Origin of the sequence: Endobacter medicaginis, from assembly GCF_014192375.1 — a bacterium.
Taxonomy (GTDB): Bacteria; Pseudomonadota; Alphaproteobacteria; order Acetobacterales; family Acetobacteraceae; genus Endobacter; species Endobacter medicaginis.
Map to the genome: position 1 here is coordinate 45,131 of NZ_JACHXV010000009.1, position 16,288 is coordinate 61,418.

Annotated in this window: 16 protein-coding genes; 10 read left to right on the top strand and 6 right to left on the bottom strand. The window is 71.2% G+C overall.

Annotated elements, in window-relative coordinates:
- The first annotated feature begins 2 nt into the window (after positions 1-2).
- The 3 genes from FHR90_RS12060 (at position 3) to FHR90_RS12070 (ending at position 4,199) form a co-directional block, all read left to right on the top strand.
- Complete coding sequence (locus FHR90_RS12060) at positions 3-2,255, top strand: xanthine dehydrogenase family protein molybdopterin-binding subunit (protein WP_218062075.1); 2,253 nt, start codon at positions 3-5, stop codon at positions 2,253-2,255.
- On the top strand, positions 2,252-2,746 hold the full coding sequence (locus tag FHR90_RS12065; protein ID WP_176624649.1) for a hypothetical protein: 495 nt from the start codon (positions 2,252-2,254) through the stop codon (positions 2,744-2,746). Before FHR90_RS12060 ends, FHR90_RS12065 begins: the two co-directional genes overlap by 4 nt.
- A 67-nt stretch (positions 2,747-2,813) precedes the next feature.
- The gene (locus FHR90_RS12070; RefSeq protein WP_183275312.1) at positions 2,814-4,199 is read left to right on the top strand and encodes a tetratricopeptide repeat protein; all 1,386 of its coding nucleotides are present in this window, start codon (positions 2,814-2,816) and stop codon (positions 4,197-4,199) included.
- Here the strand turns inward: FHR90_RS12070 and FHR90_RS12075 are convergent.
- From FHR90_RS12075 to FHR90_RS12085, 3 genes are read right to left on the bottom strand one after another with little or no spacing between them, the layout of a single operon-like run.
- Entirely contained in the window at positions 4,174-5,367 is a 1,194-nt protein-coding gene (locus tag FHR90_RS12075; RefSeq protein ID WP_176625478.1) for a pyridoxal phosphate-dependent aminotransferase, read from the bottom strand. The two genes, FHR90_RS12070 and FHR90_RS12075, sit on opposite strands and share 26 nt — an antisense overlap.
- 5 nt (positions 5,368-5,372) lie before the next feature.
- Entirely contained in the window at positions 5,373-5,915 is a 543-nt protein-coding gene (gene moaB, locus FHR90_RS12080) for a molybdenum cofactor biosynthesis protein B (RefSeq protein WP_176625476.1), read from the bottom strand.
- A 31-nt stretch (positions 5,916-5,946) separates the two neighbouring features.
- The gene (locus FHR90_RS12085) at positions 5,947-6,981 is read right to left on the bottom strand and encodes an NUDIX domain-containing protein (protein WP_183275314.1); all 1,035 of its coding nucleotides are present in this window, start codon (positions 6,979-6,981) and stop codon (positions 5,947-5,949) included.
- Between the two features lie 9 nt (positions 6,982-6,990).
- Here FHR90_RS12085 and FHR90_RS12090 point away from each other — a divergent pair, with 9 nt between their 5' ends.
- On the top strand, positions 6,991-7,512 hold the full coding sequence (locus tag FHR90_RS12090; protein ID WP_183275315.1) for a DUF721 domain-containing protein: 522 nt from the start codon (positions 6,991-6,993) through the stop codon (positions 7,510-7,512).
- Entirely contained in the window at positions 7,509-8,564 is a 1,056-nt protein-coding gene (locus FHR90_RS12095) for an SDR family oxidoreductase (RefSeq protein ID WP_176625422.1), read from the top strand. Before FHR90_RS12090 ends, FHR90_RS12095 begins: the two co-directional genes overlap by 4 nt.
- On the opposite strand, the gene FHR90_RS12100 is transcribed toward FHR90_RS12095, so the two are convergent.
- Entirely contained in the window at positions 8,467-9,327 is an 861-nt protein-coding gene (locus FHR90_RS12100) for an SDR family NAD(P)-dependent oxidoreductase (protein WP_176625424.1), read from the bottom strand. The two genes, FHR90_RS12095 and FHR90_RS12100, sit on opposite strands and share 98 nt — an antisense overlap.
- A 153-nt stretch (positions 9,328-9,480) precedes the next feature.
- Here FHR90_RS12100 and FHR90_RS12105 point away from each other — a divergent pair, with 153 nt between their 5' ends.
- Entirely contained in the window at positions 9,481-9,882 is a 402-nt protein-coding gene (locus tag FHR90_RS12105) for an MAPEG family protein (protein ID WP_176625425.1), read from the top strand.
- Between the two features lie 146 nt (positions 9,883-10,028).
- On the opposite strand, the gene cynS is transcribed toward FHR90_RS12105, so the two are convergent.
- Together cynS and FHR90_RS12115 are read right to left on the bottom strand one after the other, a co-directional pair.
- Positions 10,029-10,484 (bottom strand): cyanase, encoded by a 456-nt coding sequence (cynS, locus tag FHR90_RS12110; protein ID WP_218062122.1) that lies wholly within the window; start codon positions 10,482-10,484, stop codon positions 10,029-10,031.
- A 64-nt stretch (positions 10,485-10,548) separates the two neighbouring features.
- Positions 10,549-12,798 carry a primosomal protein N' gene (locus FHR90_RS12115; RefSeq protein ID WP_183275328.1) on the bottom strand — a complete coding sequence of 750 codons (2,250 nt, stop codon included), beginning with the start codon at positions 12,796-12,798 and terminating at the stop codon, positions 10,549-10,551.
- On the opposite strand from FHR90_RS12115, the gene FHR90_RS12120 reads away from it, so the two are divergent.
- From FHR90_RS12120 to FHR90_RS12135, 4 genes are read left to right on the top strand one after another with little or no spacing between them, the layout of a single operon-like run.
- Positions 12,797-13,450 carry a hypothetical protein gene (locus FHR90_RS12120; protein WP_183275316.1) on the top strand — a complete coding sequence of 218 codons (654 nt, stop codon included), beginning with the start codon at positions 12,797-12,799 and terminating at the stop codon, positions 13,448-13,450. The genes FHR90_RS12115 and FHR90_RS12120 overlap by 2 nt on opposite strands.
- A complete protein-coding gene (locus tag FHR90_RS12125) occupies positions 13,447-14,415 on the top strand; it encodes a tyrosine recombinase XerC (protein ID WP_183275317.1) in 969 nt (322 codons plus the stop codon). The genes FHR90_RS12120 and FHR90_RS12125 overlap by 4 nt, the downstream gene beginning before the upstream one ends.
- Positions 14,412-15,368 carry a prolyl aminopeptidase gene (pip, locus tag FHR90_RS12130; RefSeq protein WP_176626559.1) on the top strand — a complete coding sequence of 319 codons (957 nt, stop codon included), beginning with the start codon at positions 14,412-14,414 and terminating at the stop codon, positions 15,366-15,368. The genes FHR90_RS12125 and pip overlap by 4 nt, the downstream gene beginning before the upstream one ends.
- Before the next feature lie 11 nt (positions 15,369-15,379).
- Complete coding sequence (locus FHR90_RS12135; RefSeq protein ID WP_183275318.1) at positions 15,380-16,279, top strand: retroviral-like aspartic protease family protein; 900 nt, start codon at positions 15,380-15,382, stop codon at positions 16,277-16,279.
- The last annotated feature ends 9 nt before the right edge of the window (positions 16,280-16,288 follow it).

Here is a 16,288-nt window from a genome sequence, read left to right on the forward strand (position 1 = left end):
AGATGACCGCGCCCGTCGGCCGCAATGCGATCGACATCAACGCCGGCGGCCTGATTGGCAAGAAGCTGCCGCGTGTCGAGGGTCCGCTGAAGGTCAGTGGCCGCGCACCCTATGCCTATGAGGTGCATCCCGACGGAGTCGAAGGCGTGCTCTACGGCTATCCGGTGCCCGCCCCGATCGGGCTGGGCAGCATCGGCAGCATCGACACCGATGCGGCGACAGCATCCCCCGGCGTGATTGCGGTGCTGACGCACGACAACATGCCGCAGGGCTATGCCAGCGGTCCGGCGCTGGCGGCCGCGCTGAAGGAGAACCGGCTGGTCAATCCGATTCTCGCCAGCCATGTCATCGATCATTACGGACAGCCCGTCGCCTGCGTGGTTGCCGAGACCTTCGAGCAGGCGGTGGCGGCGGCGGCACTGGTCAAGGTGGAGTGCTCTGCCGACGCATCCCCGCATTTCGACCTGCGCACCGAGCAATACGACGCGCCGAAGCCCGCCGGCGGCCCGCCCCCGGACAGCCGCAAGGGCGATTTCGACCGCGCCTTCGGCAGCTGCGCGCTGCGTATCGACGAGAGCTACAGCACGCCCGCACAGAGCCAGGCGATGATGGAGCCTCCGGCGACGCTGGCGATCTGGCATGATGCCAACAGCCGCGATGCGAAGGCACCGCGCCTGACACTGCACACCTCGCATCAGATCGTGGACTGGGCGCAGGAAGCGGTGGCAGCCCTGTTCGGCCTCGACCGCGAGGCGGTGGAAATCCTCTCGCCCTATGTCGGCGGCGGCTTCGGCGCCAAGCTCCAGGTGCTGCCGGATGCGATCCTCGCCGCCGCCTGCGCGAAGGTCACCGGTCGGCCGGTGAAGATCGCGCTGCCGCGGCCGCAGATCTTCAACGCCACCTCGCATCGCTCCGCCACCATCCAGTGGGTGCAGCTCGGCGCCGACCGCCATGGCGTGCTCAAGGCGGTGGCGCACCGCTGCTGGAGCGGCAACCTGCCCGACCGCACCTTCTACGAGCAGGCGGCGGCGCAGACGCGGCATCTCTATGCCACGCCGAACCTGCTGATCGAGCAACGCAATGCGGCGCTGAACCTCACCCTGGCCGCCTCGATGCGCGCGCCGGGCGAGGCGGTCGGGCTGCTGGCGCTGGAATCGGCGATGGACCAGCTCGCCGAGCTCGGCCAGATCGATCCGATCGAGCTGCGGTTGCGCAACGAGCCGAAGACGGACCCGGAGACCGGCAAGCCTTTTTCCGAACGCCGGCTGGTGGAATGCCTCAAGCTGGGCGCGGATAAATTCGGCTGGAGCAAACGCACCGCACCCGGACAGCGCAGCGAGGGGGCGTGGATGATCGGCATGGGCATGGCCTGCGCGATCCGCACCAACCTCAATCGGCCGAGCGGCGCGAAAGTGACGCTGTCGGGGGATGGCAGGCTGCTGGTGCAGACCTCGATGACCGACATCGGCACCGGCACCTATACGATCCTCACCCAGATCGCCGCCGAGATGCTCGGGCTCGATCCGTCGATGGTCACGGTGGCGCTCGGCGACACCGATTTTCCGGCCAGCTCCGGCTCGGGCGGGTCGTGGGGGGCGGGCAGCAGCGGCTCGGCGGTCTATGACGCCTGCATGAACCTGCGCGCGCGCCTCGCGCACGAGGCCCGTATTCCCGCCGACCGCGCGGTCTTCGCCCGCGGCCGCATCGGTGACGGCCGCCGCCGCTCACAGCCGCTGCGCGCCCTGGTACGGCGTGGTGCGCTGGTCGCGACCGGCTCGATCAGCTTCGGCAGCTTCTCCGAGCAGTATTACGAGGCCGCCTATGGCGCGCATTTCGCCGAGGTGGGCATCGATCGCGACAGCGGAGAGATCAGGCTGCGGCGCATGCTCGGCGTGTTCGACATCGGCCGCGTGCTCAACCATGCGACCGCCCGCTCCCAGCTCATCGGCGGCATGACGCTCGGCGTCGGGGCCGCGCTCAGCGAGAACCTCGTCGCGGACACACGTTCCGGCGCCTTCATCAACCACGATTTCGCCGAGTATCTGATCCCCGTTCAGGCCGATATCGGCGAGATCGACGCGATCATGCTCGATGCGGTCGACGACAAGACCAATCCGCTCAAATCCAAGGGCGCGGGCGAGATCGGCGTCTGTGGCGCGGGGGCCGCGGTGGCGAACGCGATCCACAACGCCTGTGGCGCGCGGGTGCGCGACTACCCGATCACGCTCGACAAGATCATGGACCATCTGGGGTGATCGCGACGGCGCTGATCTCGACCCCCGACGAGCTCGCAGCACTCGATACCGCACTCCGCAGCGGGCCGAGTGCGACCGCAGTGCTTGCAAGCTGGTGTGCGGCGCGCGGCTTGGCCGGACGTATGCATGTCGAGCGCCTGGACGTCGCCGGCGCTCCCTCGCCGGCCGAGCCGAGCGGGCTGCTGCCGACCGCGGGTCCGCGTTACCGACGCATCAGGATGTTCTGTGGCGACATCGCGGTGTCGGAAGCCGAGAACTGGTACGACGAGACGGCGCTCGACCCGGCGATGCAGGTCGCGCTGGCCCGGACCGATACGCCGTTCGGGATCGCCGTGGCCGGGCTGCGGTTCCAGCGCCGGCTGATCGCGGCCCAGCTCGATGCGCGGGGACTGGAGCATCGCGCAGCACTCTACCGGTCCGGCCACGAAGCGCCGTTCTGCGTGGTGGTGGAGCGCTACGGGTGCGCAGCGCCCGGCGAGACGGTGGCCTGACATCGGGTCCGGACGCTGGCACGGCCCGGAAACGACCTTTTAATCTTTCTGCCTCATGCTGCCTGGCATGAACGATGATGCTCATGGCCGTGCATTGCTGAGCGCAGGCGAGTGGTCCGCAGCGCAGGCCTATTGGTCGGCACGGCGACCGGCAGACAGCACCGCGCTGGCCAACCTGGCCGCCGCCTGGCATGGCAGTGGCCGTCACGACCTCGCCGTGCTGACCGCGCAGGCGGCGATCCGCGCCGATGAGCGGGACTGGGCGGGCTGGGGCGCGCTCGGCAACGCGCTCGCCGGGCACGGCGAGTTCGATGCCGCGATCGCCGCCTTCGCACAGGCCGTGCGCCGCGCGCCGAACCATGCCACCCTGCTCGCCAATCTCGCCGTCACCTGCCGCGACGCCGGGCAACCAGAACTGGCGATCCAGGCGCTCGACCAGGCGATCGCGCTGGAGCCCGGCAATGCACAGTTCCTGACCGATCGCGCCGTCGCCCTGCTCAGCGCGGGACGTCTGCGCGACGGTTTCGAGGCGTTCGAGCAGCGCTGGCAGCTCGACGACATGCCGGCAGCCCCCTTTGCAGTGCCGTCGTGGCGGGGCGAGAACCCCGCCGGGCTGCGCATCGGGCTGTTCGAGGAGGGCGGGTTCGGCGACACGCTGCAATTCGTCCGCTACGCCCCGCTGCTCGCCGAACGCGGCGCAAGGGTCGTGCTGTACGTCCGCCCACCCCTGCGGCGGCTGCTGTCGCAGCTTCCGGGCATCGAGCATGTGGTGTCGGACGATGCGACGCAGACGCAGATCGGGCCGCTGGACCGGCAATGCTCGCTCATGAGCCTGCCGGCCGCGTTCGGCACCGATCTGCATTCGGTCCCGTCCGCATCCTGGCTGCACGCCGAGCCGGCATCGCGCAGCACCTGGGCAGACCGGCTGGACGCGCTGTGCGACGATGGGCTGCGGATCGGACTGGTCTGGGCGGGACAATGCCGCGCCCAGCCGCATCAGGCCGCGATGGATCGCAGGCGCTCGATGCCGTTGGCGGCCATGGCGGCTCTGGCCGGCCCGGGGCGACGCCTGATCAGCCTGCAGATCGGCCCGGAGGCGGCCCAGCCTCCGCCACCGGGCATGGAGCTTGTGGACCTCACCTCGCAGATCGGCGATTTCGCCGACACCGCGGCCCTGGTCGCCAATCTCGACGTCGTGGTCGCAGTCGATACCTCCACCGCGCATCTGGCGGCCTCGATGGGAGTGAAGGTTCTGCTGCTGTCGCGCTACGACCAGTGCTGGCGCTGGCTGGCCGGGCGCGAGACGTCGCCGTGGTATCCGTCGCTGCAGATCCTGCGGCAGGACCGGCCGGGCGACTGGTCGGGGCCGATCGCGCGGGCGGATCGCGCGCTGTCGGCGTTACGCCCGCGCCTGCGCGCCGATCGGCTCAGCGTGGAGGATGCGCTTGCATGAAATCGGCGATCCGATCGCAGGCCTCGGCGATGCGCGCTTCCTCGGACGCAAAGCACAGCCGCAGGCACCCTTCGCCCTCCGGTCCGAAGGCGATGCCGGGGGCGAGGCCGACGCGAGCCTCGACCAGCAGGCGCCTGGCGAGATCGAGCGAATCGGTGCAGCCGGCGACGGAAAAGAAGCAGTACATACCCCCCTCCGCGCGCGGCGCCGCAATGCCGTCTATCGCGCCTAGCCGGTCGCAGGCGAGATCGCGCAGATCGCGATAGCGCCCCACCATCGCGCGCACCGGCGCGGGGCCGGCATCGAGTGCCGCAATCCCGGCCTGCTGCACGAAGGCGGGGGCGCAGGAGGTATTGTATTCGATCACCCGCGCTAGATGCGGCATCAACGACGGCGGAGCGACGATCCAGCCGAGCCGGTAGCCGGTCATCGACCACGCCTTGGAGAAGGAATTGACCGAGATCAGCCGGTCCTGCGTGTCGGCGATGGCGAGAAATGAGGGTGCGGCGTCGGCAGCGAAATACAGCCGCTCGTAGACATCGTCGGCGATGATCCAGATGCCCAGGCGCCGGCAGTGATCGAGAATGGCGCGTTGCGCATCGGCATCGATACACCAGCCGGTCGGATTGGCCGGCGCGTTGATCAGCACCATACGCGTGCCTGGGCGCAGGGCTGCGAGCAGTCGGTCGAGGTCGAGCGACCACAGGCCATCGCGCAGATGCAGCGGCACCGTCTCGACACTGGCGCCAAGCAGGGAGGGGATCTGGGTGAGGTTGGGCCAGCTCGGGGCGATCATCACCACCCGGTCGCCGGGCTCGACCATCATCTGGCAGGCCAGCATCACCGCGCTCACCCCCGACGAGGTGACGCCGACCCGTTCCGGCGTGACCGGTCGGCCCAATGCCAGGAGTTCGCGCGCGATCGCCTCGCGCAGGGCGGGCAGACCCAGATTGGGCGTGTAGAACACCTCCGCACGCTCCAGCGCCGCCCGGGCCGCCTCGGCGATATACGTCGCAGCGGGCGCCTGCGCCTCGCCGAACCAGAGCGGGATCGGCGGTCGCCCGTCATCGGGCAAGGTGGCGGCGAGCTCCGACACCTCGCGGATCGCCGAACCTCGCAGCCCTGCCACGGCCGCGCGCGGCAATGCGGCGAACCCGGCCGATGACATCGTTCTCAGACCTCTTTCAGACGCGGCATCAGCTCGACGAAATTGCACGGTACATGCCGCGAATCGAGCTGCCAGACCAGGATGTCGTCCCAGCCATCCTTCACTGCGCCGGTGCTGCCGGGCAGCGCGAACAGATAGGTGCCGCCGGCGACCCCGGCGAGCGCGCGCGACTGGATGGTGGAGGTGCCGATCTTGGCATAGCTGAGCATGCGGAACAGTTCGCCGAACCCCTCGATGCGTTTCTCGATCACCGCCTCGAACGCCTCTGGCGTGACGTCGCGCCCCGTGACTCCGGTGCCGCCATTGGTGATCACCACATCGACCATCGGGTCGGCGATCCAGGCGCGCAGCCGATCGGCAATGGCGTCGCGGTCATCGGGCAGCAGGGCGCGGTCGGCAAGCACGTGACCGGCCGCCTCGAGCCGGGCAATCAGCGCCGCGCCGGACGTGTCCGTCTCGAACGTGCGGCTGTCGGAGACGGTGAGCACGGCGATGCGCACCGGCAGGAAGGGGCGCGAATGGTCCAGTCGGTGGGCAAAATCGAACATGCCGCTACTAGGCCCGATCGGATGCTGCGGATCAACCGGGCAACGCAACCGCCTTGGCGAACAGGCCCGGCAGGCCGGTGGGCGACGCCGCATCACTCCAGACTGGAGTCGCGACGAGATCGACCGCCGCCTCCAGTCCGATCCGGCCGTCGAACACCTGCAGATCGAGCGCGAAATGGGTGAAGACGTGTCGCACGGTGCCGATCTCGCGGCAGTCATTCACCCCGGCTGGCGGGGCGGCATCCGGGCGCTCGGCGGTCCAGGCCGGGCCCGGCAGGCCGAGCATGCCGCCCAGCAGGCCGCGCGGCGGGCGCCGTTCGAGCAGCAGCCGCCCAGCCGGATCGCGCAGCCGCCAGGCGATGCCGAAACGCTGCGGGCGCGCCACCTTGGGCGCGCGCAGCGGCAGTTCAGCAGCGATGCCCTGCGCCTGTGCCGCGCAGGCGTCGCGCCAGGGGCACAGCGCGCAGGCGGGGCTCCGCGGCGTGCAGATCGTGGCGCCGAGATCGAACAGCGCCTGGGCGAAGTCCGACGCCCGTGCCTGCGCCTCTGCCCCCGTGTTCAACGTCTGCGCGAGCGCGGCGAGACGCGGCCTCGCCCCCGGCACCGGCTCGGCGACCGCGAACAGGCGCGCGGCCACGCGCTCGACATTGCCGTCCACCGGCACCACCGGCGCGCCGAAGGCGATCGCCGCCACGGCGCGGGCGGTATAAGGGCCGATGCCCGGCAGGGCTTCAAGCCCGGCGATGGTGTCTGGAAAGCCGCCACGCGCCGCAACCAGTTTCGCGCAGGCATGCAGGTTCCGGGCCCGGCTGTAATAGCCCAGTCCCGCCCAGGCGGCGAAGACGTCGGCCTCGCCAGCCCGGGCCAGCGCGTCTATGGTGGGAAACGCGGCCAGAAATCGCGCGTAATACGGCTTCACGGCGGCCACGGTGGTCTGCTGGAGCATGATCTCGCTCAGCCAGACGCGGTACGGGTCGGCGGTCTCGCCTGGCAGCACGCGCCAGGGCAGGACACGGCGATGGCGGTCATACCAGCGCAGCAGCGCACGATCGGATGGGGTGGTCACGGGCGGTCTATGGGCGAAGGCGACACGACCGGCAAGCAGGGCCGCGGCACTCGGCCCGTGGAGGCGGCGACAGAGGTGGAAGCCCCGCGGCTGTTCCGAGCCGCCTCGGTGCGCGAACTGCTGCCGGCGATCACGAGACCCGCATACCGTCGTCGCTCGCCGGCCACCGCCGGACTGGTCGAAGCCTGGCCGCGCATCGCCGGGACGGAGCTGGCCGCGGTCAGCGCGCCGCGGCGCTGTGCGGGGGGCACGCTGAGCGTGGCCTGCGCCGGCCCGGCGGCGATGGAACTCCAGCATCGCGGCGAGCAACTCATCGAGCGTGCCAACCGCATCCTCGGCCCGGGCGCGGTGCAGCGGCTGCGAATCGTGCAGGAACCCCTGCCTCCGGCCACACCGCAGGCGCCGAAGGTGCGGCCGGCGCCGGCGCCGATCAGCCTGCCGGACCTGCCCGAGGGACCGCTGCGCGCCGCCCTCGAACGGCTGGGCGGGCATCTGGTCGCCGGCACCGACAGGTCGGAGCCGCGGCGATGAGGCCTGGCGACGAGGCTTCCCGCAGCGTCACCGCGATCATTACCGGTGCGTCTTCGGGGATCGGGCGCTGCACGGCGGCGCTGTTCGCGGCACGCGGCTGGCGGGTCGGGCTGATCGCACGCGGTCTCGAGGGATTGGAGGCGACCGCCGCCGAGATCCGCGCCGCTGGCGGGATGTGCGCGATCGCGGTGGCCGACGTCACGGACCGCGACGCGCTGACCCAAGCCGCCGGACGGCTGGCGGAAGCGCTGGGCCGGCCGGGGGTATGGGTGAACGCGGCCGGCAATGGAGTGTATGGGCTGTTTGCCGAGACCCCGGCCGATTTCCACGACCGGGTCACCGAGGTGACCTATGGCGGCACGGTCAATGGTTGCCGGGTGGCGCTCGGACTGATGGCGGCAGACCGGCCGGGGGCGATCGTCAATCTGTGCTCTGGGGTGGCGCTGCATGCACTGCCGCTGATGAGCGCCTATTCGGGGGCCAAGGCGGCGGTGCGCGCCTTCACCCAGGCCCTGCATGTCGAACTGCGCCTGTCACGGGCGCAGCTGCGCGTGGCGAGCGTGATCCCGCCGGCAGCGAATACGCCATTCTTCGCCCATGCGCCGAGCCTGATGGGTGCGCCCGCCCGCCCCGCGCCACCGATCTATGCGCCGGAGGTCATCGCGCGCGCCATCTATCTCGCAGCCCTCGGGCGCAACCCTGAACGTCTGGTCACCGGCACCATCTGGGGTTTCGCGGCGGTCTGCCGCGCCTCGACGCGACTGGCGGCGTTCCTGATGACCCGGCTGGGGTTCGAGGGCCAGCTCGCGCGCGAGACGGTCGAGGTCGAGCCCAACCTGTTCGCCCCCGCACGTCGCACGATCGGCCGCACGGGCGAATTCAGCGCGACGGCGCGGCGGCGCAGCTTCCAGCTCGCCTGCGCCGAGTTCGTGCAGTTCCGCCTGGGTCTGGGCCTCAATCGCGCACTCGTGCCGCCAGCGCCGACCAGACCCGCCCCGCCAGCGCTGCATCCTCTGCCCGCCGGTTCGGCCGCACGATCGTCCGACGCTTGAGGTAGCAGCCGCTCACGCCGCGCATCTCGGGTGCGGTGGCTGCCCAGACAGGGGTGTCGGCGCCCTCCTCCGGACTGAGGGCGAAGCGCGTCACCACACGCCAGCCCCAGCCGGCGTGCCCCGGATCGCGCACCAGGTCGGTGGCGACGAAGCCAGGATGCACGACATTGACGGTGATGCCGGTGCCGGCCAGGGCACGGGCCTGGTGGAAGGCGGCGATCATCACCGCGAGCTTGGACCGCGCATAGGCCCGGCTCATCCCCCAGCCGCGCTCGAGCTCGAGATCGTCGGGGTCGATGCCGACATGATCCGAGGTCGAGGAACCGGTGACCACCACGCGCGCCTCGCCACGCCGGGCCACGGCCGCACGAAGACTGGGCAGCAAGGCCTCGGTCAGCACCATCGGTGCAAGCGTGTTGGTGGCCAGCACCGTCTCGATGCCCTCGGCGGTGAGACTGCGCCGGGCGGTGAAGGTGCCGGCATTGTGCATCAGCACGTCGATCGGCCGCCCGGCGAGACTTTCGGCGAATGCCCGGGCCTGGGCGAGCTCGGCAAGATCGACACTGCGGGTCTCGATCCGCGCCCCGGGGAACTCGCCGGCGATCCAGTCCCGCGTGGCGGACAGCTTCGTCGTCGAGCGCCCGGCGAGCAGAAGGTCGAAGTTTGCCTGCGCCAGTCCACGCGCGATGAACCGGCCGATGCCGCTACCTGCGCCGGTGATGAGGGCGAGGCGCGAGGGGTGGGCTGCGGGTTCGGCGGTCATGTGGGGCACTCCGGTCGTTCTCCACGGCAGATGGCGCCGACCCGGCGGCCCCTGCAACCACCGCCCGGTCGAACCCGGGCTGCGCCCTGTGGTTTACGCTTCTGCAACGATACGCGGCGCCTGCTGGTCGCGTGAGCCCTGGAGGTCCAAGAAATGCCGGTGATTTCGCCCCTGCTGTCGATCGTGAGCTGGTCGGTCGTGCTCTTCTTCATCCACCTGATCGTCCAGGACCTGACGATGACGCGCGAGCGGGGGCTGGAGTGGAATGTCGGCGCGCGTGACGGCACCGCCCGCGCGCTGAGCGATGTCGCAGCACGCGCCGACCGCGCGTTCGCCAATTTCCGCGAGACCTATGTGGTGTTCATCGGTCTCGCCGTGCTGTGCCTGATCACCGCGCCGCTGAGCGACGTGGCGATCATCGGCGGCTGGGTGTGGTTCGTCGCCCGCATCGCCTACCTGCCGCTGTACCTGAGCGGGGTGAAGCGCATTCGCACGTTGGCCTGGCTGGTCTCGATCGGCGGTCTGGTGGCGATGCTGATCGCCGGTTTCGTATAGGCTCGGAGCGTGTCTGGAAAATCCGGCACCGGCCCACACCCCCACCCGGCCACCCATTTCAGCATACTGTCGTGGGTGGCCGGGTGGGGGTGTGGGCCGGTGCCGGACCCGGGAATGCGCCGTACGGCGCATTCCCGGACAAGCGCTCAGAACACCTTGTAGGGCAGGAACTTCCCCGACAGCAGGATCCTCACCCGGTCGCCCTTGGGATCAGGCTCGCGCTGCAGGTCCATCGAGAAGTCGATCGCACTCATGATGCCGTCACCGAACTCCTCGGCGATCAGCTCCTTGATCGCCGGACCATAGACACTGAGCATTTCGTAGAACCGGTACAGCAGCGGATCGTCGGGCGGCCGTCCGTTGAAGGTCCCCTTCATCGGCGGACGGGTCAGGAAGGGCTTTGCCGCCGGGTCGAGCTGGAGGATGCCGCACAGCGCATCCGCCTGTTCCGCGCTGAACGTCATCTGCCCCAGACAGGCGGCGGTGACCCATTCCTTGCTCAGGCCCAGACGACTGGCGACCTCCGCCCAGCTCAGCCCGGCATGGATCCGGGCGAGCACGATCGCCTCGGTGACCTCGTCGCGATTTCGAAACATCCCCATTTCTCCGTCCCGGGTGGTGTGATCGAACTCTGCTTTGTTTGGCTGCGATGTTGAAGCCCGTCCCTCACAGGAAGGACACGGGATCCACATCGATATCCACCCGTGCCGCTCCCCTGATCGCGGCCTCGGCAAGCCAGGCACGCAGGATCGGCTGCACCGCGATGTCGCGCCGCGTGCGCAGCAGCAGGCGGCGTCGGTGACGGCCACGCAGCAGGGCGAGCGGTGCGGGTGCGGGGCCGAGCACCTCGATGCCGTCACCCTTCGGCGCGGTCTGGCCGAGGCGACGCGCTGCGGCATCGGCATCCGTGGCCGCGTCCGCGCTGACGATGAGAGCGGCCAGCCGGCCGTAAGGAGGCCAGTGGCCAGGGCGACGCTGTGCGGCCTCCCGGGCCATGAATCCGTCGAGATCGCCGGCCACCAGGGCCACAGTGGCGGGATGTTCGGGCATCCAGCTCTGCAGCAGCACGCGGCCCGGCGCCTCTGCGCGGCCGGCGCGGCCGGCGACCTGATGCAGGAGCTGCACGGTGCGTTCGGCAGCCCGCAGGTCGCCGCCCGACAGACCGAGATCAGCATCCACCACACCGACCAGGGTGAGATGCGGGAAATGCCAGCCCTTGGCGACGATCTGGGTGCCGATCACCAGATCGACCTCGCGCGCGGCGATCGCGCCGGCAGCGCGTGCGGCGGCGTCCGGCCCGACCAGCGTGTCCGACGCCATCACCAGCCGGCGCGCCTGGGGAAACAGCGCCGCCGCCTCGTCGGTGATGCGCTCGACGCCAGGGCCGATCGGGGTCAGCGAATGGGCGGCGCCACAGGACGGGCACAGTTCGGGGATCGGCGCGCTGTAGCCGCAATGATGGCAGGCGAGACGCGCCCGCGCCCGGTGCTCGACCAGCCAGGCGGTGCAGTTGGGGCATTCGATGCGGTGCCCGCAGGTGCGGCACAGCGTCAGCGGCGCATAACCACGTCGGTTGAGGAACAGCAGCGCCTGTTCGCCGCGGCCGAGATGCTCGCGCACGGCGTCCACCAGCACCGGCGAGAGGAACGCGCCGCGCTCCGGCGGATGGGCGCGCATGTCGATCGCGGCGACCTCGGGCAGGGTGGCGCCACCATGGCGACGGGCGAGGCGGAGATGGCGGTAGCGCCCGGCCTCGACATTGGCGCGGGTCTCAAGGCTCGGTGTGGCGGAGGCGAGGACGATGGGGATATCGGCGAGGCGGGCGCGCACCACCGCCATGTCGCGGGCATGGTAGGTCACGCCCTCCTCCTGCTTGAAGGCCGTCTCGTGCTCCTCGTCGACCACGATCAGCCCGAGTTCGCCGAACGGCAGGAACAGCGCAGAGCGCGCACCGACCACCACGCGCGCGCTGCCGTCGGCGACCGCGCGCCAGGCGATGCGCCGCCGACGCGAGCCGAGATCGGAGTGCCACACCGTCGGCGCCACCCCGAAACGCTGGCGGAAGCGCTCGAGCCATTGCGCCGAGAGCGCGATCTCCGGCAGCAGCACCAGCGCCTGCCGACCCTGCCGCAGGGCCTCGGCGATGGCTTCGAAATAGACCTCGGTCTTGCCGGAGCCGGTGACACCTTCGAGCAGGGTGACGCCAAAGCCGCGCACGGCACGCAGTTCGTCGGCGGCGGCGCGCTGTTCGGACGACAGGACGGGGCCGGGATGGTCGGGATCGGGCGCGGTGAAGGCCGGGGTGGAGAGATCCACCGCACGCAGCAGCCCGGCCTGCCCCATGCCGCGGATGACGCCGTCGCCCACCCCGGCCGCCTCGGCCAGCCCGCGTGTGGTCAGCGGCCCGGCGGCGAGGGCTTCGCGCACGCGGGCACGCTGCGCGGTCAGCCGCGTCGTCTCAGGCCAGGGCTCGGCCAGAGCCCAGCCGGCGAGCGGGGGTGGCGGCGTGATGGCATTGGTGCGCATCGCCATCGCCATCACCAGCCCCGGCGGGGTGAGCGTGTAGGCCGCCAGCCAGTCGACGAAGCGACGCAGATCGTCGGGCATCGGCGGTGCATCGATCACGGCGCTGATCGGGCGGAGACGGTTGTGCGAGACCGGGCGCGCGCCGGCTGTGGTAAGCTCCGCCGGCCATGGCCCACTGTCCTGACCTCGCGACCAGACGATGCCGAGCACCTCGCGCCTGCCGAGCGGCACCTGCACCAGCGTGCCGGGCGGCGGGGCGACCGCGCCGAGCGGCACCGCATAGTCGAACGGCCCCTCGAACGGGTAGGGCAGCAGGACGGGGATGCGGTCGCTCATCACCGCCGACTGTGGCGACTGCGCCGCGCGGCAGCAAATCGGGGCGGCCGGCATGAGCGCCACGATCGACTCGGCGGCGGTGGTGCGGTTCCTGCGCGACAACCCCGATTTCCTCACGCGCCACCCGGAGCTCTACCGCCATCTCGCACCGCCCGCGCGGCCGCATGGCGAGGTGCTGGCCGACCACATGGCCTCGATGCTGCACCGCGCGCGGCTGGATGCGGCCGATGCGCGGGCCAAGGCGGAGACGCGACTCGGCACCGAGCGCGCGGGCGCCGACCTCGCCGTGCGCGTGCGCGTCTGCGTGCTCGCGCTGCTCGGCGAGGACGATGTCGGCGAATGGGTCGAGCATTCGCTGCCCGGCCTGCTCGGCATCGATGCCGCCGGTCTGCGGCGCGAGGGGGACGGACTCGCGGCGGGCAGCATCAACGCGCTGCTGGGCGCCGCGGGGGTACGACTCGATGCCGCGCCCTCGCCCGAACTGCGCCGCATGCTGCACGGATCGGCGGCCCCGCTGGCGCAGCATGCCGCCTATGTCAGGGTACCGGCGGGGACGGCGGCCTGCGTGCTCGCCCTCGCCTGCCGGGACCGCGAGGTGGCGAGCGGTGCCGCGGGGGCAGAGGCGCTGGGCTTCCTCGGCGAGGCGATCGGCGCCTGCCTGTCGCGGCTCGCACGGGCCCGCATGCGCGTGGTCGCACGGCAATGACGGCTGCCGAGGCGCTGGAGGCGTTCCTCGCCTTCCAGCGCGACGAGCGCCGGGCCTCGGTCCATACGCTGGTCGCCTATCGGAGCGATCTGGACCGGCTGCTGGGGTTTTTGTCGCGGCATCTCGGCGGCGAGGTCGGGCTGGCGGAGTTGCAGACCCTGCGTGTGGCCGACCTGCGCGCCTGGCTGGCGGACGAGGCGATGCGCGCCCGGCGCCTCGCCGCACGGCCGAACGCGAAGCCGAGCACCCCCGACCAGGCGGCGCGGACCCGGGCACGGCGGGTATCGGCGCTGCGGTCGTTCTTCCGCTACCTGGCGCGTCGGCACGGGGTCGACAATCCCGCACCCAGCCTGCTGGCCGGACCGCGCCAGCGCACCACCGTGCCGAGGCCGCTGACGCGGGAGGCGGCCCTGGCCCTGCCCGACGGGGTGGCGGAGGTGAGCCGGCAGCCGACCGACCCGCTGCGCGACCGTGCGCTGTTCGTTCTGCTCTACGGGGCCGGATTGCGGATCTCCGAGGCGCTGGGGCTTGATCGCGGCGCGTGGGCGCAGGCCCGGGCGAGCGGGGCGTTGCGCATTCACGGCAAGGGGGGGCGCGAGCGGCTGGTGCCGCTGCTCGATGCGGTGGCGCGCGCGCTCGACGACTGGCTGGCGGTGCATCCGGACGGATCGGCGACGGCGCCGCTGTTCGTCGGTGCGCGCGGCGGCCGGCTCAATCCGGGCATCGCCCAGCGCACGCTGCGCGACTACCGCCGGCTAGCCGGGCTGCCGGAGCACCTCACCCCGCACGCGCTGCGGCACTCCTTCGCCACACATCTGATGGAGGGCGGTGCCGACCTGCGCGCGGTGCAGGAGCTGCTGGGCCATGCCAGCCTGACCACCACCCAGCGCTACACGCTCGCCGACAGCGCCCAGCTCATGCGGGTCTGGCAGTCGGCGCATCCGCGTGCGACATCGGGTGGATGAGCGAGCGCCGTCCCCCTTACCCGCCGATCGAACCCTACCGGAGCGGTCATCTCGAGACAGGGGACGGCCACACGCTCTACTGGGAGCTGTGCGGCAATCCCGAAGGCACGCCGGCGGTGGTGCTGCATGGCGGACCGGGCGGCGGCTGCACGCCGTTCCAGCGCCGCTATTTCGATCCCCGACGCTACAACGTGCTGCTGTTCGACCAGCGCGGCTGCGGGCGCTCCACCCCACATGCCTCGCTCGACAACAACACCACCTGGCACCTGGTCGCCGATATCGAGCGGCTGCGGACCATGCTCGGCATCGAGGCCTGGGTGGTGTTCGGCGGCTCCTGGGGCTCGACCCTCGCCCTGGCCTATGCCGAGACGCACCCGCAGGCGGTGCGCGCGCTGGTGCTGCGCGGCATCTTCACCCTCCGTCGCGCGGAGCTGCTCTGGTACTACCAGGAAGGCGCGAGCTGGCTGTTTCCCGACCGCTGGGAGCGTTTCCTCGCCCCGATTCCCGAAGCCGAGCGCGGCGACCTGATGGCGGCGTATCGCAGGCGTCTCACCGGCGACGACGCCGCCGAACGCGACCGCGCGGCCCGCGCCTGGAGCCTGTGGGAAGGCACCACACTGACCCTGCTGCCCGATCCGGCGATGGAGAAGCAGCATGGCGACGCCGCCTTCGCCCTCGCCTTCGCCCGCATCGAGAACCATTATTTCGTCCATGAAGGCTGGCTCGATGAGGGCCAGCTCATCCGCGACGCGCGTCGGCTGACCCATATCCCGGCGGTGATCGTGCAGGGCCGCTACGACATGGCCACCCCGGCGAAGACAGCCTGGGACCTGCATCGGGCCTGGCCGGAGGCGGAGTTCGTGCTGGTCGAGGATGCTGGCCATGCGGCCTCCGAGCCGGGCATTCTCAGCGCGCTGGTGACGGCGACGGACCGTTTCGCCGGCGCGGCCTGACCGTCATCCGCATGTGGTTCCGGCTGGTCCTGACGCTGCTCGGCACATGGTTGGGCCACGCCGCCGCGCAGGCGCAGGGTTGCGCCGTCGCGCCGGTCGCGGTGCTGGCCGTGCGCGATACCGCGGGCGTACTGACGGTGACGGCCCGCCTGGGTGGCCGCGACGTGGCGATGGTGCTCGACACCGGCTCCGAGGGCGGGCTGGTCACGCCCGAGGCGGCCCACACGCTGCCGGTCGATGCCGCCACCGCAGCGCCCCCCGTCGCACTGCAGATGTACGGCGCCAATGGGGGTCAGCGCATCGCACGGATGGTGTCGGTGCCCGATCTCCAGCTGGGCGGGCTGCATGTCGCGCTGGCCGCGGTCGCGGTGAGCCGGCTGCCGTTCCAGCCGATGTTGCGCCCGCCGATCGCCGGGCTGATCGGGGCGGACCTGCTGTCGCATTTCGACCTCGAGCTCGACGTCGCCGGTGGCACCGCGCGGCTGTATGCGCCGGGCTGCGCCGACCCTCCCCGACCACCCGGCTGGCACGGGGCCCGCGCCGTCGGCCTGCTGCGGGTCGGCGATCGGCTGGTCGGGCAGGCCGTGCTGGACGGCCATGCGGTGAGCGCGCTGGTCGATACCGGCGCGCGCGGCCGGGTGGTGGGGCTGGCCACCGCGCTCGCGCTGGGGATCGACGAGGCGGAACTCGGCGCGGATTCGGGCGGCACCGCCAGCGGGCTCGGTGCGCAGCCCGGCTTCTATCGCTGGCACCGCTTCCGCAGCTTCAGCTTCGCCGGCCACGGCGAACGCGACGTGACCCTCACCGTCTCGCGGCTCGACGATGTGGCCGACATGCTGCTGGGGGCGGACTGGTTCGCCGCCCATACGGTCTGGATCTCGTGGGCGAGAGCCACGATGTGGGTCCGGTGACCCCGGCGG